The 23295-nt window shown below is 56.4% G+C and carries 24 protein-coding genes; 6 read left to right on the plus strand and 18 right to left on the minus strand.

Translation table 11 applies throughout. The features are described from left to right. The first annotated feature begins 138 nt into the window (after positions 1 to 138). Positions 139 to 696 (plus strand): hypothetical protein, encoded by a 558-nt coding sequence (locus tag AP059_RS07365; RefSeq protein ID WP_059762609.1) that lies wholly within the window; start codon positions 139 to 141, stop codon positions 694 to 696. A 9-nt stretch (positions 697 to 705) separates the two neighbouring features. On the opposite strand, the gene AP059_RS21965 is transcribed toward AP059_RS07365, so the two are convergent. From AP059_RS21965 to AP059_RS07450, 17 genes are all read right to left on the minus strand, one after another. Then, positions 706 to 1848 (minus strand): hypothetical protein, encoded by a 1143-nt coding sequence (locus tag AP059_RS21965; protein WP_120752325.1) that lies wholly within the window; start codon positions 1846 to 1848, stop codon positions 706 to 708. Continuing rightward, positions 1841 to 5518, minus strand: coding sequence for a toxin VasX (locus AP059_RS07375; protein WP_059762613.1), 3678 nt, complete (start codon positions 5516 to 5518; stop codon positions 1841 to 1843). Before AP059_RS07375 ends, AP059_RS21965 begins: the two co-directional genes overlap by 8 nt. Continuing rightward, a complete protein-coding gene (locus tag AP059_RS07380) occupies positions 5518 to 6339 on the minus strand; it encodes a DUF4123 domain-containing protein (RefSeq protein WP_238938491.1) in 822 nt (273 codons plus the stop codon). Before AP059_RS07380 ends, AP059_RS07375 begins: the two co-directional genes overlap by 1 nt. A gap of 137 nt (positions 6340 to 6476) precedes the next feature. Beyond that, complete coding sequence (locus AP059_RS07385) at positions 6477 to 6992, minus strand: Hcp family type VI secretion system effector (protein ID WP_059762617.1); 516 nt, start codon at positions 6990 to 6992, stop codon at positions 6477 to 6479. Between the two features lie 432 nt (positions 6993 to 7424). Beyond that, positions 7425 to 8003 carry a TerD family protein gene (locus AP059_RS07390; protein ID WP_048365966.1) on the minus strand — a complete coding sequence of 193 codons (579 nt, stop codon included), beginning with the start codon at positions 8001 to 8003 and terminating at the stop codon, positions 7425 to 7427. A gap of 39 nt (positions 8004 to 8042) precedes the next feature. Next, positions 8043 to 8618 carry a TerD family protein gene (locus AP059_RS07395; RefSeq protein ID WP_048365965.1) on the minus strand — a complete coding sequence of 192 codons (576 nt, stop codon included), beginning with the start codon at positions 8616 to 8618 and terminating at the stop codon, positions 8043 to 8045. 27 nt (positions 8619 to 8645) lie between these two features. Beyond that, the gene (locus AP059_RS07400) at positions 8646 to 9692 is read right to left on the minus strand and encodes a TerC/Alx family metal homeostasis membrane protein (RefSeq protein ID WP_048365964.1); all 1047 of its coding nucleotides are present in this window, start codon (positions 9690 to 9692) and stop codon (positions 8646 to 8648) included. 7 nt (positions 9693 to 9699) lie between these two features. Further along, positions 9700 to 10149 (minus strand): tellurite resistance TerB family protein, encoded by a 450-nt coding sequence (locus AP059_RS07405; RefSeq protein ID WP_048365963.1) that lies wholly within the window; start codon positions 10147 to 10149, stop codon positions 9700 to 9702. A 66-nt stretch (positions 10150 to 10215) separates the two neighbouring features. Beyond that, positions 10216 to 11427 carry a TerD family protein gene (locus tag AP059_RS07410; protein ID WP_059762619.1) on the minus strand — a complete coding sequence of 404 codons (1212 nt, stop codon included), beginning with the start codon at positions 11425 to 11427 and terminating at the stop codon, positions 10216 to 10218. Further along, complete coding sequence (locus AP059_RS07415; protein WP_048365961.1) at positions 11424 to 12014, minus strand: TerD family protein; 591 nt, start codon at positions 12012 to 12014, stop codon at positions 11424 to 11426. The genes AP059_RS07410 and AP059_RS07415 overlap by 4 nt, the downstream gene beginning before the upstream one ends. Before the next feature lie 76 nt (positions 12015 to 12090). Next, positions 12091 to 12765 carry an HAD family hydrolase gene (locus AP059_RS07420; RefSeq protein ID WP_059762620.1) on the minus strand — a complete coding sequence of 225 codons (675 nt, stop codon included), beginning with the start codon at positions 12763 to 12765 and terminating at the stop codon, positions 12091 to 12093. After that, the gene (locus tag AP059_RS07425; protein WP_048365959.1) at positions 12762 to 13721 is read right to left on the minus strand and encodes an HpcH/HpaI aldolase/citrate lyase family protein; all 960 of its coding nucleotides are present in this window, start codon (positions 13719 to 13721) and stop codon (positions 12762 to 12764) included. Before AP059_RS07425 ends, AP059_RS07420 begins: the two co-directional genes overlap by 4 nt. Next, positions 13721 to 14815, minus strand: coding sequence for a cysteine protease StiP family protein (locus AP059_RS07430; protein WP_059762623.1), 1095 nt, complete (start codon positions 14813 to 14815; stop codon positions 13721 to 13723). Before AP059_RS07430 ends, AP059_RS07425 begins: the two co-directional genes overlap by 1 nt. Next, complete coding sequence (locus AP059_RS07435) at positions 14808 to 15566, minus strand: hypothetical protein (protein WP_059762625.1); 759 nt, start codon at positions 15564 to 15566, stop codon at positions 14808 to 14810. Before AP059_RS07435 ends, AP059_RS07430 begins: the two co-directional genes overlap by 8 nt. After that, the gene (locus AP059_RS07440) at positions 15556 to 16692 is read right to left on the minus strand and encodes a phosphoribosyltransferase domain-containing protein (RefSeq protein WP_059762627.1); all 1137 of its coding nucleotides are present in this window, start codon (positions 16690 to 16692) and stop codon (positions 15556 to 15558) included. Before AP059_RS07440 ends, AP059_RS07435 begins: the two co-directional genes overlap by 11 nt. 76 nt (positions 16693 to 16768) lie before the next feature. After that, positions 16769 to 17908 carry a trypsin-like peptidase domain-containing protein gene (locus AP059_RS07445; protein ID WP_059762628.1) on the minus strand — a complete coding sequence of 380 codons (1140 nt, stop codon included), beginning with the start codon at positions 17906 to 17908 and terminating at the stop codon, positions 16769 to 16771. A 41-nt stretch (positions 17909 to 17949) separates the two neighbouring features. Further along, positions 17950 to 18963, minus strand: a complete 1014-nt coding sequence (locus tag AP059_RS07450; protein WP_059762630.1) for an ATP-grasp domain-containing protein — start codon at positions 18961 to 18963, stop codon at positions 17950 to 17952. Between the two features lie 291 nt (positions 18964 to 19254). Here AP059_RS07450 and AP059_RS07455 point away from each other — a divergent pair, with 291 nt between their 5' ends. The 5 genes from AP059_RS07455 (at position 19255) to AP059_RS07475 (ending at position 22458) form a co-directional block, all read left to right on the plus strand. Next, a complete protein-coding gene (locus tag AP059_RS07455) occupies positions 19255 to 19698 on the plus strand; it encodes a TM2 domain-containing protein (RefSeq protein ID WP_048402712.1) in 444 nt (147 codons plus the stop codon). Between the two features lie 254 nt (positions 19699 to 19952). Then, entirely contained in the window at positions 19953 to 20459 is a 507-nt protein-coding gene (locus tag AP059_RS07460; RefSeq protein WP_059762632.1) for a hypothetical protein, read from the plus strand. A gap of 233 nt (positions 20460 to 20692) precedes the next feature. After that, the gene (locus tag AP059_RS07465) at positions 20693 to 21076 is read left to right on the plus strand and encodes a transcriptional regulator (RefSeq protein WP_048365951.1); all 384 of its coding nucleotides are present in this window, start codon (positions 20693 to 20695) and stop codon (positions 21074 to 21076) included. Between the two features lie 81 nt (positions 21077 to 21157). Continuing rightward, a complete protein-coding gene (locus AP059_RS07470) occupies positions 21158 to 21805 on the plus strand; it encodes a DUF2589 domain-containing protein (protein WP_048365950.1) in 648 nt (215 codons plus the stop codon). A 65-nt stretch (positions 21806 to 21870) separates the two neighbouring features. Further along, positions 21871 to 22458: a DUF2589 domain-containing protein gene (locus AP059_RS07475; protein WP_256209752.1), complete on the plus strand. Its 588-nt coding sequence runs from the start codon at positions 21871 to 21873 to the stop codon at positions 22456 to 22458. 5 nt (positions 22459 to 22463) lie between these two features. On the opposite strand, the gene AP059_RS07480 is transcribed toward AP059_RS07475, so the two are convergent. Then, entirely contained in the window at positions 22464 to 23186 is a 723-nt protein-coding gene (locus AP059_RS07480) for a histidine phosphatase family protein (protein ID WP_371260625.1), read from the minus strand. Between the last annotated feature and the right edge of the window lie 109 nt (positions 23187 to 23295).

A 23295-nucleotide genomic window follows, 5' to 3' on the forward strand; every position in this document is an offset into this window, starting at 1 on the left:
GCGCGATGAGAAGCGTAATGCACCGCCGCCCAGAAAAGTGGCTAAATGCTAGCATCTGGATACAACCGCTTTTCACACTGCCAGGGCGCACGACCTTAACGCGCACGCTCAGCCACATAATCCCTGAGTACAACAGACATGCTAAGCACTGATTTACTGAACGACTTTGCCACGCTCTTCGCCTACAACTGGTATCGAGATTTCCCCATGGATGGGTACAACCGGGACATGGGCTCGTTGTCGGACTGGAATATCCATACCGGCATCACGGTGCGTCGTGTCGGGGACCTGCTCGGCTTTTTCACTCACTTTGAATCGTCCAACCGCACTGACGCAGTGGTGCGCGACGCACAGCGGTCGCCTATTTTGTTTGCCGAGTGGGAATGGATTGATCCGTCACGACAGCAGATCGGCGAACCCAAAAAACTGTCGGATGCAGCACTGGCGCACAACCCGCAGTTCTGCTTTCTGTTTAGCTATGTACTGCAAGGCAGCATCGAGTGCGCGCATCAGTTCATTGCCGAAAACTGGAAAGCACAGGTGCCTTTGTTGGTGTCGCTGATTGAATACACCGGCGTTACAAAAAGAACCTTTCACCAGATGTCGATGCATCAATTGCACAACGGTCAATGGACCTTACTGCGTGAGCAGCCAGCATTGGCTTGGGCATTGCCAGGAACCCGTTGGCAGCTCTGATAATGGCGCCTATGTTTTAAAGGTTTTACGCTTGCCCGCTTCCGACTTTTCACGGGCATAAACCTGTGCAAATACATCGGTAATCGACAGACGTGGGCAGCGCTTTTTCAGGGCTTTGACGTTGGCGCTTAGGCGCAGTAATTCAGCACTGGGTTTGGCCCATTGATCGGGAGGTAGAGGCTCGGACCATTCGCGCATTACGGCTGGCAGCGCTCGGCGCCCTACCTTGGCGATGCGTTTTATCTCCCATTCGACCAAATGGTTGGGCAGCGTCCACAGGGTCATGACGTGGTAGAGATACCAGAAAAAACCGTGCACCCAGCCGACTTCCTTGTCGCGGATACGTTGATGCAAACGGGCACGGGCATTGCGAAACGTGTGCACGCCCTCGTGGGGCGGGTCGTCTGGGCCTTGCAGGTCGACGGGATCTTGAACGTCCTTCAGGTCGTTTATTTCGTATTCCATGTAGCCACGAATCGCTTCCCAATGCGCTAGCGCCGCCGCGGTGCCCGCGCATTCAAACTCCACACGAACCCATTCGCCTTCATGCTCAAACCCAAACCCCATTCCGCATTGGCGAATCACGCCATATTGGGAGGCGCCTTGGGACTGTACTACCCAGGCATATAGTGATTCCCAAGGTACAAAGATCGGCTCATCTGAACCTTCCGGTACGAAACAGGCCTCGCGACGTTGACGGTTAAAACGGGTGGGAACGACTTTGATGAAGAGCATGTGGCAATGTAACCAAACGCAAAAGAATAGGCTGCATAAAAGTAGTCCAAACCAGAGTGCTGACTCCCATGCAGCCAAATAAATACCTACAAACATATTCCAAGCTTCATCACCGTAGCCAATCAAAACTGTCAACACACTCATCATTACCGGAAACCCCAATATTATCAGACATATAATCCCCACCGGCCCACCTAAGAACAGTTGATAGGCGAAGACTTTCGGCTCACTTGCGCCAAACTCTAAATAGGCGTCACCAATCCGGGTTATATGCGGGCTATACGGAATAGTTTGTGTGGGCAGAGGCAAGGGAGCTAAATAGGTAAGCTCTCCTGAGGGAAAGGGTTCTCTATCGCCCGCACACCGCTCTATCTTTAACTCTGGGCACGACGAGCCAGCCGCTGTATATTCAGTCATATATCGTTAACCCCAAAGCATCTACGTCAATTGTCAAAAGTGTTAACTGTGCACTGGATACGCATTGCTCAGTCGAGGGGAAACGTCCGACTCCTTGAGTATCGAACAGAATGTGATAAGACTGCACGCTCCACAGTCCCTCTTTATTCAGCGAATAAATTTCAAGACCGATTAATAATTCTTCACGAACCTGACCAATCATTAGTTCAGGACTTCTAAAACCGGTCAACTTAAGCACTAACTGTTCTGTGCCCCCCCGGATCAGCCCCGATTCAATCTGGTGGCTCACATCACTAGAGACCTGACTGGTGGAGCTACGCTCATGAAAAATCGTAGTAATACGCTGAGCTCCGATCTTCAATCTTTGAGTCACGGTCCCGTAAAGATCGGCTTGAAAACCCGACAGCGTGAGATTTGGAAAAATCAAACAAACATCTCCCGGCTTAGGTTTTAACAGCATATTTTTCAAGAGCGAGTCATATCCTTCTTCTTTGACTTGGATAAATGGCGCGTATAACAACTTTTTCAAATATTGTTCAAAGCACAAAATACTAAAAACTTTGCGCTCTGCCACTTTTAGTCCCCAAGGAGTGCTTTGCAACCATTTATCGTGAGCACTGACGTTAAAGCGATTGTAAAACCAAGTACCTCCCAGCTCTAAAAATGTAAATAAAATCCCGGCTAAATTTATCCGAAAAAAAACTTTTGCAAGATGCCCCCCAGAGGATGCCCATACTGCAGCCCGAGCAGCACCTCTCTTCGCAATAATTACATCCACCCCTGAACGAAGAGTACTTGCGAGCCCATACCCATTGTTCAATGCCAGCCCTCCAGAACCTAGCACACTGAATAACGCAGCATTCTGAGCTGCGTAATTCCCCGCTCTAACGGCTTGCACCCAACCCTCATGATGATTATTCAAACTAACTAGAGCCGAATACAAACCTAAGCCATAACTTGCTAGACCCAACCCAACATGCAACTTACCCATTTGTACAATTAACGACTTACCTGCATGATTCTGCAGACTTTGAGCCAACACCAAACTTCGTGCATTTAGCGCGTTATCAAAAACGCCCTGAGCCGCAGCGAAGCCTACTGCCGCGGTCGTAGCCAGCGCATTTAACGCAGGCCCGAAAATACGTTTATCTGCTTCCTGCTTCAGGACCTCTTTGGCCAACTGCACCAGATTCACCGCTTGCGCCACAAACAATAACAAGGCCGCCCCATCCCCCAGTTTGTTCGTTGTTGTGGTGCTGCCAATACCCTTGCGAAAGTTCTTCATCAGCCCCGCGACTTCCTGTCTGTGAGCCGCAGGAAAGATCACAGTCAACCCGGCACGTCCCGGGGTTGAGCCGTACAGCCGGCGGTGTTCGTCAGGCAATTCAGTAATCGGGCTGATGCCCGCCGCCAAGCGGCCCTCGTCCAACAGCAACAGTTGCTGCACACGTTCGATTTCCCCCAGCAACGCTTGGGCCTTGCGGTGGGTGTGGCCGTGAGTGCGCTTGATTCGGTTGCGTGCGCGTTTGAGTTCGGTCATTTCACTGCGGTTTTTCAGCACCTCCTGCAAACTTTCGCGCAGGCTGATTTTTTCGGCCTCGGAGGCGATGCTGAAGGTCACGCCTTCTCGTTTGGCGGCGTCGAGAATGCGGGCGGGCAAGCTTTTAGGCAGGTTGCGAAACAATTGGTCGAGGTCGGGCATGGTCTGCCCTTTGAATACGCCATCAAAGTCGGCAAGTGTTTTTTCAAGGCCGCGATTGAGCGCAGGGGTCATGGTTTGTTGGGCGGCATCGGCCACTGCACGGGTGCTTTCTGGTAGCTGATCCAACGCGGGTAAGCGGCCATTCTCTATTTTGGCTAACGCGCCTTGGTAGGCGCTCAGGTTGTTGAGCAACCCGACACCCGCCGCAGCTAAAAAGGCGTATTGCACCCACAGTGCAGTCTGTTCGCTATGGGGCAAGGTGTAGTACAGCGGACGGCTGAATTGAGGATTTTGTTCTGTGTATTCATACAACCGGTGCGTGGCGTCGTCACTGCGGCAGATGTCTTTCAGGCAGCCGTATTCGAGCACAAACGCCATGCCGACTTGTGCGCTGTTCTGCGCATCGAAATACCAGGCGGCTTTGTGAAACGCTCCGCAGCAGACCCGCGCGACGCGGTCAGCCGTGATGCGATCCAGCAGGTTATTCCAGCGTTTAAGCCCGTGACGGTGGGCGAACAGGTCGCTGTCCATCGCCTCACGGTCAATCAATTCATTGACCCCGCGCTGGCCAAATTTGGCGCCATAAAGGATGTCGTCCATGCGACTGTCCTGCTTGAGCCCCAGGGCGATCAAGGCATCGAAGTGGGTGTCGACAAAGCCTTGCGGGGCCACGCGAAAATGCTCGCGGGTGTAATAGCGTCGGTCAGCCTCGCCGATATTACGGCCCAAGGCGGTGTAGTCCGGTGTAGACCCCTGATACCGGACCATGTGCATCGCTTCGTCTTGCGCGGCCTTACGCAGGTCGACCAACTCAGGCGGCGTCGGGCTGCCCGCAGGCGGTGACATCAAGCCACCTTTATTGACGTATTGAAGAATCGCCGTGGACGTTATCCCGCGATCCGGCTCCGGCAGAAGCGCCAAGTCAGCAAACAACGCCTTGATCCCCGGATCATCGCTCGCCTCGCCCAGCGCTGAGAGATCAGGCGCGTTGAGCTGACTCAAGGACTCGATATAACAGGCCAGCAAATAATCGCGCTCGTTGTCACCCTCGTTCTGCCCGCCGTTAGCCCAGCTTTCAATCCAGCCTACGGCCTCGTCCTGGTACTGGGCCAGTTCGCGCAGCACACCCAGCGTGTCATCCACCACCAGGTACAGCACGTCATGCCGATAGTGCGGGTCAATGCAGGCCGTGAGTGCCGTCATGGGCAGCTCAGTGAACCGTGCGGGCAATTCCCATAGATACGGCAAACGCTCGTATTCAGGCACCGCATCCACTGTCAGGGTGGGTAACGGCATGCCCAGTTCCAGCTCCGGTTCTTGGTTGAGGCGCCGCTGCGCATTCTCGGCTTCGACATAAGCCTGTAGCTCGGCCTTTTCTTTGGCTACCTGCTCGGCCCTGATCCGCTCGCTGGCGACTTCTGCCAACCAATGCTCGGCCATGTCGGGGGTTAAGAGATGCGGCGCGCCGGTTTGGCAGTTTGCGCTGCTCACGTTCACCGCTTGCATGAAGTGCTGGCGCTCAGCCTTGCTGTCGAGTACTTGATGGCACTTTTTGGCGGTCCACTGTACTTCGCTGTAGGTGACGTGCAGTGCGCTGCGTTTAGAGACGATCAGCGTCGGCGATTTGATCGGCTCATCACGCACATCCCGGGTCACGCGCTTGCCCTGCCAGAGCATGGCGCTGAGTATGCCGTCGAGCAGCCGGAATTCGGTCAACGTGCCATTGCTTTCAATCACATACAACCAACCATCACGCAGCAGCCTGATGCCCAACGGGCGAGTCGTGAGGTTGTATGGCATCGCGATTTTCCCCGCAGGGTCCAGCGCGGGGTTATCCACCAATCCATCACAGAGCGGCACCAATTGCACGGTGTCTTTCATCAGTGGGCAGGCGCCCAAGCTGCTTCGGGCGTCATCCCGGCTTTTGTTGACGTTGTTCGGGTTTTCTGGAAAGAAAGCGTTTGGCATTACTCAGGCTCCCGCAGACTCAAGGCGCGGCATCGGGCTATATGGGCGGCTTTTTCTACCCTCTGCGAAGGCGTTTGGGGGGAGGCAGTGCTTAGGATCCGTTCAAGGTCGAGGTGGATCTGAAGGGCCTCTTCGCCCAAATAGCCGTGGATATTGGCGTAGCGGATGATGTCGAGTTCACTGTTAAAGCCACGCTCATACGCTTGAGTGGCCAGGCCCTGTAAATGAACCCAACGTTGTGCAGGTGTTGCTGCGCCTTGATACCCCGAGAAGTAGTGGCGCATGTGCGTATCGAGATCTTTCACCACGCCACGAAACTTCACATCGTCAAAGGCAAGCGCTTGCGCCGCATTCAACAGGTAAGGTGTTTGATGGCTCGGCTCCGGCGCCGAACCCGGGCGGTTGTGCGCATGCCAACGGCCCTGAATGCCATCAGCCATGAGGATTTGTCGACAAGGACCAAACAGCGTGGCGTCTTGCTCGCACGCTCTGTTGTTGAGTACGGCATGCATTACCGCCGGATCGGCCACCTTCAAAAACACATCTTGCCCGTGAGGCATACGCGCCACGGTCAACCAGCGCATGTGCTGGACCAACGTCTGCCACGTACCGTCGCACAGCAGCAAATAGCCCCACTCTTCATGGCTATGAGCCAAAAAATCTTGCAACACCGGATTTTGAATATCTGTGATTTTCAAAATGCGCGGCGATACGCTTTCCAGTCCTGCCATGTGGGGGGCGGTATATAAAGGTTCGAATATCCACGGATTCGTCCACTGCGCTAATTGATGGGGCAAGTTGAGCAGAGTTACAGCATCCATTAATAGGCCTGTGCAGCCCTGCGCAACAAGTTCAGAAGAGAGAGATTCAGAGAGCGAAGTTTCCATACTAAACACAGGATTACTCCTACAAAGTTATCGACCCGCGCACGGGCCGATAACGGTCACACACTGATTAATTACTTACTAGGGACGCGCCAGTCGTCCGAACCCGAAGTGCCGCTGATTTCATGGGTCCACGTAATTTTGCGGTAGGTAAAGTGCACGTCTTCAAGGTGCGTGAAATGTGAGTTGGAAGGGTCTTGGCAGTTGTGCATGTAGTCCTTGATTTCAACAATAATCGCGTCTTCAAGGGTGGTGGTGTAGTAGTGCTCCTGGGTACCGGCTGCTGAGGTTCTGTACCACTTGATCTCAATGCTGGTCATGCGCTCACCCGACGTCAGAGCGGCCAACAGCAGGGGCGACGCCTTATCGAACACTTTGGTAATGCACACGGGCCTATGGATGCGCTGCCCGGTTGGCTGGCCGGACTGCGGATCACGCGGAATGATCACTTGATGGCTGAACCCCTGAACCATAACTTGATCTTCATGCCCTTCCTGGTACGTATTTCCCACTGAGTCTGCTGTAAATGCACCCGCTGTGATCAATCCTTGTTTCTCGCCGGTGACGGACATATACGCTGGCGTAGCCATAACACTCTCCTTGAAAACACTATGAGTAACCCGCAAGACAAATGTACTTGCAGTCCCCGTTATATAACCAAGAGTTGTGCCAACACTAAACCGAGGCGTTTAAACCGGGGCTTTGGCGAAACCGACAATAAAAACAAACACTAAAAAGTCTGATTCCCAGCTGATAGTGAGCAACTTGTTGCGCAACGAGCTGCCAATAATTGCGCAATGAACCACAGGCCTTTGTTTTAAAGGGATGGCGAGTTTAAAACCAAGCACATTACATTTTTCACTGTGTAAAAGTTGCGCAATCGCTCACATCAACGTGTCTGCTGCGGACATGAGTATTTTTAAAGTGTTCTAGACGGGATACGCCAGCAATACGTGTGGCCTGTAGCTCAAAAAAAAGGCCCGCTGCGGTTACGCAGCGGGCCTTTTGATTAACGCTGGGGATTAGCCCAAATTAACGCCGTAGCTCGCAGCCAATGGCGCCAGGCCACCCGCAAAACCCGAACCGATTGCCTTGAACTTCCACTCGCCATTGTGGTTGTACAGCTCACCAAAAATCATCGCGGTTTCAGTCGAGGCGTCTTCGCTCAGGTCGTAGCGCGCGATTTCCTTGCCATCCGCTTTGTTCAGAACGCGAATGAAGGCATTGGAAACCTGGCCAAAGCTCTGCTTGCGTGCATCAGCGTCGTGAATGGTCACTGCAAAAACCAGTTTCTTGGTTTCTGGAGCAAAGCCTGCCAGGTTGACGTTGACCTGCTCATCATCGCCTTCGCCTGCGCCGGAGCGGTTGTCGCCCTGGTGCACAACGTTGCCGTCTGGCGAAGTTTTGTTGTTGTAGAACACAAAGCTGCCGTCGTTCAGCACTTTGCCGTTCTCGCCCACGATGAACACCGAGGCGTCCAGGTCGAATTCCTGGCCATCGGTCACGCGTGGATCCCAACCCAGACCAACAACTACGTCGGTCAGGCCCGGCGCTTCTTTGGTCAGGGAAACGTTGCCGCCTTTACTCAGACTTACTGCCATGTTCGTGAACCCTTATATAAAAAGTTGATGGGGTGACGATTAAAATTTCAGGCCGTAGCTTTCAGCCAGCGGCTTGAGACCGCCTGCAAAGCCCTGGCCGACCGCGCGGAACTTCCACTCGGCGCCGTTGCGGTACAGCTCGGCAAAGATCATGGCCGTTTCGGTGCTGGCGTCTTCAGCCAAGTCATAACGAGCGACTTCACTGTTGTTGTCCTGATTCACAATGCGGATAAACGCATTGCGCACCTGACCGAAGTTTTGCTTACGCGCGTCAGCTTCGTGAATGGTGACCGTGAACGCGATGCGATCAATATCAGCAGGGACCTTGGACAGGTCGACCTTGATTGCCTCGTCGTCGCCGTCACCTTCACCGGTACGGTTGTCGCCGGTGTGCTCTACCGAGCCATCAACGCTTTTGAGCTGGTTGTAAAAAATGAAATCGGAGTCAGCGCGAACTTTACCGTCAGCCTTGAGCAGGAAAGCACTCGCATCCAGGTCGAAATCCTGACCATCGGTGGAGCGAGCATCCCAGCCCAGACCCACGAGGACTTTGGTCATCCCGGGGGCTTCTTTGGACAAAGACAGGTTGCCGCCTTTGGAGAGGGAAAGTGCCATGAGTAATTCTCCTTAATAAATATGCGATCAAGCGTTCGTGTCGTTTTTGACGTCAGATTGCTCTTCATCTTTACCGGGAAAGATGATGCTGGCCACGATACCTATGGCCAATACCACCAACACAACGATCAAGCTGGTGTTCGGATCAATGCTGATGCCGTGGCCAAACAGGTGATCGGTTGCGTTCAGGGCCAGCTTGCCGGCGATAAAGAACAACAGTGCGATAACCGATTTTTCCAAGTGAACCAGGTAGCGTTTCAGGGCCTCAAGCACGAAGTACATGGTACGCAGGCCCAGAATCGCGAACATCATCGCCGAGTACACGATCAATGGCTCACGGCTCACGGCAATCACTGCCGGGACGGAGTCGAATGCGAACAGAATGTCCGACACCTCAACCACCACCACACACAAAAACAGCGGTGTCGCGAACAGAGCGCCCTTACCGACCAGGGTCATTCCCTTGTTCTGCGGCTTCGTGATCTCTTTTTCAAGCTCTGTGCGCGAAACAAAGAAATTATGCCCGTGCAGCTTCGGCCATACCGGGAACAGCTTTTTCGCAAAACGGTAGGCAATGTGCTGGGAGTAGTCCTCTTCTTCGTCCTCTTCCTTGCTGCGCAGCATCATGATCGCCGTCCAGGCAACAACGACCGCGAACAGCACTTCGACCCATGGGCCAAACGCCAGCAGACCAGTACCGATCGCTACGAAGATCAGACGGAACACGATGGCGCCGATGATGCCCCAGTACAAAACACGGTGACGCAAGGCGTCAGGGATTTTGAACCAGGCAAAGATCGCCATGAACACGAACAGGTTGTCGACGCTGAGGACTTTTTCCAGCGCGTAACCGGTCACAAACAGGCTGGCCACGCTTGGGCCGTGGGCGTAATACAGGTAGCCCGCAAAGGCGAGGGAGATCAGCACCCAAAACACTGACCAAACGGCAGCGTTGGTCAGCGAGACCGGTTTATCGCTTTTGTGGGTGAACAGATCGATTGCCAGAGCAATGACCGCCAGTGCCACAAATACAGCGATGGTAGTTGGCGGAAAGCCAATTGCCGTGTTTTCCATGATGTCCTCAGAGATCAAAATCGCCAGGGTTCAGCCCCAGCTCATTGCAGATGGTGCGGCAAGCAGCCCGCTCACTTTCATCGAAGTTGCCGTCTGCACTGCCGATGGCGCAGCACACGCGCACCAGCAGACGGGCGGCATCTTCTTTTTTACGCAATTGACCAATCGACTTCAGTGCCTCGGCACGTCCGATCTGTTGGTCAAACTCAAACTTTTCGCACACGGCGTTGAATGACTTGATCACGTCTTTAACGTCGAACGCTTTCAGCTCATTGGAGTTCTGGATAAAACCGACCATCTTTTGCTTTTCATCGCTGCTGATGGTGCCATCAGCGGCGGCCACCAGAGCGCACCCGGAAACGACTGCTTCCATGAATTCACGGTTCTTGAACTTGCTGACTTCCGCCGAGAGCTTGTCACGGGCGGCAGTTGCATTGGTTTTCAGCCATTCGAGCATTGGAGTCACCTTGTCAGAGATTGAAGGAGCGCCGCCTGCATCAGCAGGCGGCCATTCACAGAGCGCTCATTTGGACCCGGCAGACCAGCGCATGCCCCAGCCAAAGGCTTTGTCCATGTCCGAATGCCCTTTGAAGAACTCGACCTTGCGGTTAACCCGCACACTGCCACCGACGTTTTCGAGCAGAGCGATGGCGCACATGCCTTTGCTGCCGCCCTCCTCGCTCAAGCGCACTTCAATGGGCGCTTCGCCCGGAATGTACAACGTGATCACGCCGTCAGTCGCTTGCCAGTTCGGGGCGCCTTCGTAAATGAAGGCATACACCAGCACGCGACGGATCTGACGCCATTCCTTGCCGTTGATGCGCAACCACTCGCCATCACTCACCGAGCCTGTACGGTCGTCGCCCATCAGTTGGATAAATGGCTCGTCACGGAAGTCACCGAACGCATTGCCCAGGGCCTGTACTGCACCTTTTTGGCCATTGGCCATTTCGTAAAGGCAACCCACATCCAGATCGATGCCGCCCGACTTGCCGCGCAGCGAAGCAAAGAAACCACCTGCGCCACTGCTTTGCGAGGTGCGGTTCCAGTTAAGGTTGATTTTGATCTCGCCAAAATCGCCGTCCTTCTTCTCCAGACTGATGGAGGGACGCTGTTTGTCGAGGGTGATCTTCGACAAGTTGATTTTGGACGCCGGCGCAGGTGCGGCTGGCGCTGGAGCAGGCGTTGGCGTTGGCGTTGGCGTTGGCGTTGGCGCAGAAACGGGCGCAGGCGCGGCGATATCAACCCCAAAGTGCTCAGCCAAAGGCGCCAGGCCACCGGCAAAGCCCTGGGCCACACAACGGAATTTCCAGGCGCCCTGGCGACGGTAGAATTCGCCGAGAATCAATGCCGTTTCTTGCATGCCTTGGGTCGGAATCGGCGCTTCGATGCCCCCGCTCACGGATACGTTCAACTGCGGGAACGCTGCAAATTTGGCTTTGTTCTCGTAGATCGTGGCAGTCAACGCGACTTTTTCAATGGCCGGATCAATGGCCTCCAGGTTGAGGCTGAACACCGTACGCCCAGCGGCGGATTCCACCAGTTTGACCGCGCCATTGTTCACGCTTTGCTGGCCGAAGAAGCACATGTCGTTGTCGCCACGCACCTTGCCTGACTCCGCAAGCAGGAATGCCGACACGTCAAGGTCAGCGCCTGCAACCGGGGCATAGCTGATGGTGACGGTTTGGCTGCCCGATGAAACGGACGTATTGGCGCCCGGAGTCAATGTGCTCATGCGCGCACCGCCTGAGCAGCCTCGTTAGCCAGGTCCTGAGCAGTACGGCCATTGGCCACAGTCCCGATTGCGGTCAAATCCCAGCCCGCCGCTGTGCGGCTCAGGTAGGCCATGACCACACCCGTATGCCGGCCTTTATCCGACAGGTTGAAACGCGCCAGCTCTTTGCCTGTCACTTCATCGACGATACGGCAGTAGGCGTTTTCTACCGACTCAAAGTTTTGCCCGGTGAACGAGTTGACCGTAAACACCAGGTGCTTAACACCCGACGGCAATTGCTCAAGATTGACCTGAATCGACTCGTCATCCCCATCACCTTCGCCGGTGCGGTTGTCGCCGGAGTGAACGATAGAGCCATCTTTGGATTTGAGCTCGCGAAACCAGACCAGATCCAACAGCTGTTTGCTGCTGTCGAGCACAATGCAGGAGGCATCGAGGTCGATGGCCGTGTCACTGTTGAGCAACTTGGCAAAAAAACCGCTCGGCTTGACCGGGTCCCAGCCCAGGCCCATGCGGATTTTCTTGAGACCGGTTCCTGCTTCTTTTTCGAGGGAAATGGTTTGGTTCTTGGACAGCGAAATGGCCATGAAGCGTCTCCTTGTCTGCTACGGTGCACAACGTGCTGTTTAACCCAGTTTATTGCCTGTATATGACGAGTCGTGCTTACAGTTCTTCACGCAAGCACACGTCAAGTGGCCGCTTACGGCGCCACAACGCGTGAAATTCACGCCAGTGTGGCTCTTGAGCGGCTCCGAGCATCTGTTCATCGCCCCGGGTGTCACCCCAGGCGCGCAATGTGTATTGGTCCAAAGGCCCGTATTGCGCCTCTAGCCGGATTACTTTTTGTTCGCAACGGCAATTGGTGCCGCTGATCTCACCCGTCAACACGCCATCAACCGATTCCAGCTGAGTGCCGATCAAGCCGATGCCCAGTTTTTTGGCGAAAGGCTTGAGCACTAACTCAGGCGAGGCCGAGCAAATGGTCACCAATGCTTGCGCCTCTTGCTCGCGGGCGACAGATGTTAAGCCCAAAGGCCGCATTAACCGCTGCCACGAAACGTCACAAAATGCTTCGGCGCGTTCCTCTACCCAGGCGACTTTGGCGCCGGTCAGATAAACCGTGATGAGCTTCTCTTTCAAATCGTTGCGAGATATCTGACCCAACAGGTAGCCAAGAGTGGCTGGAATCATGCGCAACAGACGCATGGCGAACAGCCGGTTGCCGAACGCAAAGCGCAAGAACGGCACAAAACTGTCGTGATATGTCAGCGTGCCGTCGAAATCGAACGCGGACAGCACCTGTTTATTTGTAGCCGATTTCTTTAAAACTTCGTTCAACCTACCAATTCAGCCAATCTCAGGCTGCCTCCAAAAGTGTCGGACGGGTTACCACACTCGGTACGAACCCCTTGCCAATGCGCGCGTTCAATCACCGTTTGTGCCCATTTGTAATGCGTTGCCGGCTCGCACATGGCGTCATTGAACTTGAACACCGCAGGCGCCGACTCACTGAGTATTTGGCGTGCGCTGTTCAAATCTTCAAGGGTGACTTGCAGCGCCCTGTGGATAACTGCAATTTGCGACGGGTGGATGGCCGTTTTACCCACAAGCCCGTGCGCCATGTCCAACGCCAGTTCCTGCTCCAGCAAGTACGGCGTATTGAGCTGTTCAAAAACCGGCGCAGTCAACGCAAACCCCGCAGAGCCCATCACCCCGCACAGCATCGGGATCACATAACTCATGGGCGTGCTGTAAAGGGTCATCGCCGGGTTACGGCGCAAGCCCAGGCAACCCATCAGGTCGTTACCACCAATGCGCAGCGCGATAATACGCCCCGGCAATTGTTCCAGCATGGCACTGCGCAGTTCTACCATGGCTCCCGGATCAAACACCTCCGGGGTTTCAAGGGTCGGCATCAGCATCAACTCGCTGCGCGTGACCGCCTGTTGCCATTGGCCGATATTACTCAAGCGCAGTTTGGGCACCACAAAGCCATCGACATGGCGCATCAATGACCAGTCGTTCAGCACCGCCGCCATTTCGGCATCGCGCGGACGCACAAACAGGATCGGCCCGCTGGACGGTCGCCCGCCGCGCGCTTCAATCCCCAGCAACAGATTCTTCAGGTTGGCCAGCGCCTGCTGCACGTCAGTGTCGGCAACAGCGTCTTCAAGGCACACCACCAACGAGCGCAGCCCTTGAATTTTTTCGCCAAACACCACGTCCAGAATATCGGGACGCGTGGCCGGCATATAAAGGGTGGCGCCCAAGGCATAAGCGGAATGTTTGATCATCAGCGAACACTCCTGATTACAGTCACGGCACGGTAAGGCCCCAGCTCGTCACCCACTTCTTCGACGTCAATATTCGCCTGACGGGTGAGGTGCATCAGCAATTGCACATCCTGATCGTCACGGCTGCGTACCAGCACATGGTCAGGAACACGGCGCATTACCGCGCGCGTCGCCTCGGCAATCCCCGGTTTGACGCGGTTGGGATTGCTCACCCCAAAGCGCGCCGAGATACGTTCGACCGCGGCCACCGCCGAGTGTTGCAACGCCTGTGCTTGCGCTGGCGTCCACGGTTGCGCCGAGGCTTTGGGCGCCAGCTTGGCGCGCTCGGTTTCGATGCTGTGGATAAACGCTTGCGTCACGTCATGCCCGGCCAAATGCCCATACACCACACAGCCATGCAGCCCGGGCTCTTGCGGCCAAATGGAGCGCGACACCAAACCGGACACGGTCGCCCCCAAAATACCTGACGGTATTAACCAGTCTTCTGCCGACGCCGACAACCACGCACGGCCACATGGATCGGCCAGCACCACCAGGCGCGGGTCAGCCGGGAAACGCGAATCGCCCGCCAGGCTGGTACGGATTTGACCGCTGATCGCCCCTTTGCCGGTCCAACCGTCTACAAACACGATGTTCTCGGCACCGTGGGCTTTGATAATAGCTTCTAGTGCCACGCTGTCGATGCCACGGTCACGGATGATGCTGATTCCGTAATGCCGTGCGTCGCGACCCTGCTCTACCAGCGCCCGGCGTAACAGCACACCGAGCGGCAGGCCCGCACGCACAAACGACACCAGCGCGATGGAAGGCCCGGTGTAACGCTCATTCAACGCCTGAGCCAGTGCTTGCACATCGCCAGCCATGCGGGCGCCATTTTGCGCCAGCGCCAGCAGGTAAAGGCTTTTATGCGTGTCAGACGGTGGATGCTCCTGACTGATCATCTCGGAGTAATGACGCTGTTGAGTCTGGATCAGGCGCTCTTTTTCCTGCACATCGGTAACTTCAATCTGCATCGCTCGCAGCAGGAAGTGCACGTCATCAGCGGCATAACTGCCGCTGCCCACTGTCTGCAACCCTTCAAACGCGTCACTCATGGTCGACGCTCGCCATTACATGGCTGGCCAGTTGCCCGCGCCGGGGCGTGCCCCACCAATCGCACTCGGCCATAAAGCCCAGGTCGGACACGCTGTCGCCAAAGCCAAGCATTGGGCGCTTGCCGTTGATCGCCTGGTCGCGGCGGATCCACTCGCGCACCGCTTCACGCTTTTGCAGCGCCAGCGGCAGGAACGCCAAATTGTTACCGTTGCCGTGGACGTACAAGCCCTCCAGCAGCCCCCGCGCCTTGACCTCGGCCAATACGGTGAGCAGCGCTTCATCGGTTTCGTTGTTGTGCTTGGTGACCACGTAATTGGCCAACCCTTGCTCTTCAACCACCCAACCGCGCAACGAGAAACCCAACTCAGTGCCAATCGCCAGCGTTTGCTCACTCAGTTGACGCAGGCGCGTTTGCTCAAGTGCCAACTGCTCGCACATGCGTGCGTGCCAAGCGGCATCCAGCGAACCGTCCGCCGCGAGAATCACGCCACCGTGGGCACACACCGCGCCGTGGGTAAACGGCACTTGCACCCGCTGGTAGGCCTCAATGCTGCGCGCGGTGACCGGTACTACATCCGAGGTCGCCAACAGCCACTCAACGAAGCTCTTTTGCGTCGCGCTCATAAACCCATTGGGCTGACCGTCAACGTCGAGGGTCGCAGTGAAGCGCGGTTCGTCGCCCATTTTGCGGGCGGTCTGGAACAGGGTGTCGTCGAGGTCAACAAACACCAGCGGGCGATTACTTGTCATCAACGATCACCTGCGCATTCAATGCGCTGATCAGCGCCGGGTCGACAGCAGCGGCCGGGGTTTCACTGCAAATCAGCACCCGGTCGAACTGGCCGGGGGCGACGTTATAAAGGAAGTTGGGAATGCCCAGCCCGTAGTTGTCAGAGAACGACAGCGCGTGATCGATGGCATGGCCCAAGGCAATCGGCGAGCGACTGGTGGAGCTGAAATGCACATCGGCACCGGCTTTTTCCAGGCGTTCGGCCAACAAAAAGGGACGCCATACAAACTCGCTGGTACCCACCACCAAGATGCGTTCACCGGGTGTGACCTCAAGGTCTGGCGCCAGTGTATCGAGGTGTTCGCGCACACCCATGCGCCCCCAGTCGCGATTTGCATCCAGAGGCCAGTCGCCTTGGGCAACGCTGCCCACTTCAGGCATTTCAGGCAGGTCAGCGGTTGGATCTTCGTCGAACGTGTAGCGACCGTCGAGCAACGACACGCTGGTGACGTGTTGACCCAGCTCTTTACGCACGGCATCTTGCGACCAGTCTGTAAGGGTGACAGTGACGAGGCGCTCAATGTTACTCAGCCCGGCCTCGGCCAAGGCATTGGAGAGATTGATAAACGTGTTGCCGGTCGAGGCTTCGTCATCCACCAGCACCAGCGAGCGAGCAGTCAGCATCAGTTCGCGGGTTTTCGGGTCTTGCGGCAGGTGCAGCAAGTGCGAACTGGCGTGGCTGTGTTCTTCTTCAAAGCGGGCAAACAGTTCGCTGCCAGTGGGGTGACGGGTGCTGACCAGATAAACACTGTCATCACGGGTCTGGCTCAGCGCGCGGTGTACACCGCCACCCAGGCCGACGGCCGTTTCTGCCATGCCGATCACCAGCACGGGGCCAGGCAAGTCCGAAGGAATGTGTGCCGCAAGGGCGTTGAAACTGTCAGCCATCAACGAAGGACGGGCCGGGATGTGACGACCGAGCACGCGTGACACAAATAAAAAGGCGCGCTTGGGATTACGACGTTCGGCAAAGCTGAAAAGTGCCTGAGGATCAAAGGTCGATGCATTGACCTCAACCACCAGGCGACCGCGCTTAAGGTTTGCGTGCAAAGCCTTGGAGTCGGTCAGGGGGTTACCGCTATTCATTGAAGTTTCATACCTGGAAATACATAAAAGTGAGAGACGATTCGCGACTCAACCGTTTAAAACAAGCGCGAAATCGTTACTGGAGATGGCTGGCGTCTATTCGCCACAAACCCGATTGCGAAGACCGCACCAATTCGGGCGTACTCAATGCGTGTTCGCTGCGTCCTCTCTGAGCGGGAACGCGGGCAGCTTCAAGAAAAGCCAGCAACAGCGCCGTCTTCACGGCAAAGTTCATGTTCTGTGCATCGGCCATGCTTGAGGTGACCAAACCTGCCACCCTGCCGTACTGATCAAACACCGGGCTACCACTGGAGCCCGGTTGAATCGGCGCCGTGAACTGCATGAGGCTGGCATCATCGCGCACACCAAATAGCCCCGATACCACACCTTGGGAGACTTGCACGCCTCCACCCGCCAACCCGGCCAGTGGAAAACCAAGGGTGACCACGCTTTCGCCCAACTCGCTGCCGATGCCTTCACGAAACGTGACAGGCGTGAACGCTGGCGCGCCACTGACCCGCAACAACGCCAGATCATTCTTGCGGTCGACCACCACGGCTTCGGCCTTGAAGCGACCGTCGAACGAGTCAATAAACAGATGGTTCAGCCCTTCAATCACATGGGCGCACGTCAAAATATGCTGCGCGCTGACAGCAAAGCCTGTACCGGTCGCGCTCTGCCGCGAGGCACTGTCGTCAGATTCGGTGCTGAGCCGTTGCGGATGCCGGTCATCCAGGCTGATGCCCATGCGCCGGGCAAAGGCGCTCAGACCGTAAGCCGAAGCCTCCGCCAAGGCGCGGATTTTCCATTGATCGCCACGCCGGTACACCTCGGCAATGACCATCGCGCTGTCGCCATAGTCCGCCAGGGTCAGGTCATGTTCGATGGTTTCGTCGGCCTGGAGTTGAAATGAACCCAACTCACGCAGCGGGCCCAGCGCGCCATACACATACAGCACCAGTAACACGCGCTCACAGCTCGCCGGTAATTGATCCAGTGCCAGGCTCAAACGCGCCACACCGCAGGTGTCGTGCCATTGCATCCAAGGTTGCGGCTGATGGAGCAGCGCAGGCTCGGCGACCGGCTGACGCTTGTCATCCAGCGCCAGCAATGCCAGCCCGGCGTACTCTCCCAAAGCCCCCGCGCGTGCGCAGGTCAGGTTCAGTTCACAGCGCACCGACTTCAGAGGCCCATTGCCTCCCGGCATCAATTTCATCTTCCTTGATTCCTCTGGCCAGTACGCTTAATGAATGGCGCTCACCTTAACAGCTCTTCTTCACGAACCGAAACGGCCACCGTGATGGCTTTGACCTGAATATCCGGGTGCCAAACGCTCACGGGTTCGGGCAGTTTCAGGCGACGGGTGGCGAAGATACCGGGCAAGTTCACACCGGTTTCACGGGTGTAACCCACACCGCCCGAATAACGCAAATTGATCTCCAGCAAATGTGGCGCGCCATGGGCATCATCGCGGGTTTGTACGTTAACGATACCGTCGCACCTGAAATGCTCTGCGGCCTCGATCGCCAGCTCGACGGCAGCGCCGTCGCGCTCGAACGACTGCATTAACCCCTGCTTGCGCCGACCGACGAACGCCACCGCTTTACCTGCTTCGCACACCATGTCCACCGAGCACTCACTGCCCGGCATGTAAGGCATCACCAGCAAAGGCTTGGGCTGTTGTGAACGGCCATAGGCCTGGGCGAAAACACTCAGGTCCACTTCGTGGGAGTCGGCGTTGGCGAAGCAGCGAAACGGGTCTACATCCTCGGCCAAACGCCAAAAACCCTGTCCATAAATACCGTGTGTGGGTTTCACGCAGACGCGGCCGTCACGCGATAACTGCGCGTAGGCACTTTCCAGCTCGGCTTGAGTCTGCACCGTGATCGCAGGGATACAGGCCATGCCTGCAGCCAGCGCTTCACGGGTAAATATCGACTTGTCGTCCACCCGTTCAAAGGTGTCCAGGCTCAACGCGCCGGTGACCAGCACCAACCCTGCGGCTTCGAAGTCTGCACGATGCGCTTCGTAGACATGCCCCACACGGCCCGCCAAAACCACCTGGATGCCGTTGGCGCAGGCCTGCTGGATGACCCAGGCAATCCGCTCTTCGTTGTCCTGCGGCTCGCGCCAGGCCACATCCGCCAACCCGGTGATTTCAGGACGACTTTGGCGGTGCGAGGCAAAAATTTGAACGCCGTCAGGCAACGCCGCTCGGGCGCCGGCAATCACATCACGTTGGCTGGATTGCCCTTCAAGAAACCAGATCATGGACATCCCTTGGTACAGGTAGAGGAGAGACACGCTAAGCGCGGGATTCTACGCCAGGCCCTGTCAATTTAAACGCATCTAAACAGTACTATTGAAATGCCACTATCGCGCGTGCTCCAATTGCCGCCCATTTTGAAACATTCGGCATTAATTGGCTTTGACCGGCTCGTTTGCGGTCGCCGATTCGATTGAACGTGTTTCACGTTTAAGTCCGCCGGTTACACCCCAAAGACTTCACAGCAACTCATCTATCTACCCCTCACTCAGCGAGGGGAAAACAAGGAGCAGTACATGAAAGGCAAGGTTCTTGAGTTCAACTCTACGAGTCGTACCGGCACCATCTCGGCGGATGACGGCAATCGTTATTCGTTCAGCGTTGATCAGTGGAAAAGCGCAGTACTGCCAAAGGCTGGCAGCCGTGTAGATTTCTCCACCAATGGCAGCAACGCTGAAGCGATCTTCCAGGACGGCCCGGCCACCTCCGGCAACTCGAAAAAAATTCCGGCGGCGTTGCTGGCGTTTTTCCTGGGTGCCTTTGGCGCGCACAAGTTCTACCTGGGCTACAACGCTCAAGGCATCATCATGCTGCTGGTGTTCCTGTTCGGCTTCATTCTGCTGGGCGTGCCATCGATGATCATCGGCCTGATCGCCTTCATCGAATTCATCATCTACCTGACCAAGACCGACGAAGACTTCGAACAGACTTACGTGGTTGGCCGCAAGCCTTGGTTCTAAGCAACCGCTGCGCATAACCGCCGTCAGGCTGTGTCCGGACGCAAAACGGGCGTGAACTCTGAGCAGGCGTTTGATCTCAAACATCGCCTTATCGGACTTTACGACGACGTTGTTGCCGCACGCAGCCTGCACCATCGGCTACGGCATCTGCCACAACCCTGATCCACGGCAATAGAACCCGACTTGGCATGGCCGATCACAGGGTTTTGGCTACGCTCCTCTGACAATGTTTTCTACCCGTCAAGGAACCCGCCATGACCATTACCGTGACCAGTAAAACCCTGAACGACTATGACGCCCATTTGGCTGTGAACACGGCCACTGCCTATTTGCGTCAATCGGACCTGGCCTACTATTTGATTGACCAGCTCGAAAAACAAAAACTCAAGCTCACCCTTGAAGTCAGCTCTGACCCGGCCTACGCCAATAAAGATACGTCCCGTGACGGCACCCTGGTGTGGAGCCTGCTGAGCGATACCTTGATCAGCGCTGAAGCGAGTGATGTATCGACGCTGCTCAGCCGCACCCCCCAAACGCAAAAACCGTACATCGCCAGCCACCTGAACCTGCTGCACCTGCTCGCCCTCGCCTGCCAACAACTCAATGATCAACTCAACTTTCGTGATGCCGATGCGACGTGGCCGTGGCTGGACGAAAAGACGTTGAGCGCCACTGATATCGACAATGTTGTGGCCCGCGAGCTGAGCGATAAAGCCTTTCCAGATGGGCAAAACTGGGATCGCTTGCTGACACGCAATTAAGCCGTCCTGTCACCGCCCGACCGCAATGGCCGGGCGATAACGCTGACGTTCACACCCCCGCCCGAGATGACGTTTGCCTTGATAGCTAGGGGAAAACGCAGTGCAGCGCTCAGGCTTCGCCCTAGATCACTTGGTAATAATTCCTATCTGTAAGGGGTGCATTTCCTACTTATACCGAGGTGGCACGCGTCCTTAGTATCCAAATGGACACTTAAGATTCCAAGGACCGAACAATGGACGTCAACGACCTCAACCTGGTCAACATTCGCCAACTGCCTCATTCGCTGCAAGCGCTGATCGACTGCGTGGGCCTTGAGCATGCGTACACCCTGACCTGCGCGTTTGGTGGCAGGCCCAAGTACATCCCCAAACACCCGGAACGCACCTCGCTGTCGCAAATCTTGCCCCCCGATGCGCTCGGCGCGCTGATCAAGCGTTTCGCCGGGCTGGCGCTGGAAATCCCCAAGGCCGATCACTTCTGCCGCCAGATCCGCAATCAACACATTCAGCAGGAAACCTGTGAGGGCTTGTCACGCAGCGTACTGGCGGACAAGTACGGTTTGAGCCTGCGCCAGATCGGCAATATTCGCCGCCTCGAAACCTCGATTGCGAGGTAATCGGTTCCCGCTGAACGGCCCTCGGCCGGCCCCCTAGAGTGACATTGCGCACCCTCGCGCAGCTCAATACGGAGATTGACCATGTCACAAATCGATTCGGGCCTCATCGGCTCAGTGATCAACGCCCTGCCGCTGGACCGCATGATCGCCGGACCTTTGCAGGCCATGATTCAGGCACAAGTACAGGCCAGTAAATCCTATGCCGACTTCCTCATGGGTGTGTGCATTCAGGATGGCAAAGCGGTTTCGGTGCAGTTTGACTACGACGAAACGCTGGTAGACGACCAAGGCGTCTACAAGGGGACCGTCACCAAGCAGATGCGCATTCCGCTGCTCGCGGCCATCAGCCACCCGAACATCACCATTGAAGAGGGCAATATCGACTTCGAGCTGACCATCAGTCAGCAAGCCGAAAGCACCCGTGAAACCAGTGGCGAAGGCAGTTTTGCCGCGTCGATGGGCTGGGGCCCGTTCAATGTGTCGATCAAAGGCTCGGCCAGCCATAAGTCGTCGCAAACCCGCAAAACCGATACCCGCGCACGCTATGCCATCAGCACCAAAGTGGTACGCCAAGACCCGCCTGAAGCCCTGATGCGTGTGATCGACTTCCTCACCGATGCCGCCACCAAGCCCATCGTGATGCCGAACGCGACCGCGCAACACCTTGATGCGCTGCCCACCGCAGGCGTATTGCCAGCGCCAGGCAGCGCCACCCACGATCCGGCCTGACCCTCCTCGACCTGACCCCGTCCGTGACGACGGGGTTACTCACCCCACACCAAGGAGTGTGAAACATGGCGCTTTTCAATCGCCAAAAAGACCCGCTGGCGTTGCCCGACCGGCGCAAGACGCCAATGACGGCCTGCGATTTGAGCAGCATTACCCGCGGCTTGCAGCAAGCCGCGGCCGCCACGCAAAACCTGGTGGCGCAGCAATACATAAAACTGTTCGACCAGTTTTTCGACTACGACATTGATGATTTGCAAACCCCCATGAAAGCCAAAATGGTGGCCGTCGCGCTCGACGAGCAGCACACCATGCGCGTGCCGCTGGTCACCCTGGTGGCACCGCGCGGGTTGGCACTGGAGGTCATGAAAGTCGACCTGTCGGTGCGCATGCACGCCACCGAACAACAGAAGGCCAGCCATGCGTTGGAGAACGGCGAACTCGATTGCGCGCAGTTCTTTGTGACATTCGGCTGTGAGAAGAACGACGTGCACACGCGTAAAACCGATGAGATGCAAATCAGCATGGAGTTTCGCGCGTGCGAGCCGCCAGAGGCGATTCACCGCATGATCGAGGAATACACCCAACTGATCAGTCCGGTGCGCAATGATGACTCACGCCTGAAAACACCCGCCACCCCCTTGAATGAACCGTGAGGCCATCAGAGGTGGGGCATGTCTGCCTCTTCGTGAACGCTCGCCACTTGCGCCGGCAAGACCTTTTTCCAGTCCTGGGTTTCGATAAAACCCAACATCTGCGGTGGCGTGTTTGTCCCCGGCGCATTGATAAATAACGAGGCGCCGTAACTGAAAGTCGTGTCGGTGGCCACGTGCATCGACTTCTCTAACTGATCCATGCACTCGCTGTGGGTCACCAGTATCAGATTGCGCCCCGCCACCTTGTGCTTGAGGGCATCGCGCAGCATGGAGCCACGACAATTGAACAGCCAGTCCTGCGGCTGCACGGGCCGCTCAAACATAAAGTCGGCTGTTTGCCGGGCGCGGGTCAGCAGGCTGCTGTAAACGTCGACACTCTGTAGCCCCAGGTGCTGAAAGTCGGCACCGAGCCGGCGGGCGGTGCTGGTTGCGCGCAGGGTCACGCCATCCACCGGTCCCAGGCACGCCGCGCGTGAGCGGTCGCAACGCTCAACATGGCGCACCAAAGCAATCACATCGCCCCGTGCCCAACTCTCAGTCAGTGTCTGCAAACGGTCTAGATGACGCGGCTGCGCCAGGTTCGGCGCCGAGGCGGGTGCCAGCAGTTGCACGGTCAGCGCAATTGCCAACACGCTGGCGGCCAGCACCACCAGAGCATTCCTGTAACGCGCCAGCACGCTGCGCAGCGCTGAGCCTTTAACGCCGGTAAGGCCGAAACTTAACGTCACGATACACATGCCCCTGTACGAGTCGGTGAACGAATGAGGTCGAAAAGCCGTGTGTGCGAGGCAGATCCTTGCACGCGGCAGCCATCACCCGACTGAACAGAAGTCTAAA

The organism is Pseudomonas sp. TAA207, from assembly GCF_001529285.1.
Taxonomy (GTDB): domain Bacteria; phylum Pseudomonadota; class Gammaproteobacteria; order Pseudomonadales; family Pseudomonadaceae; genus Aquipseudomonas; species Aquipseudomonas weihenstephanensis.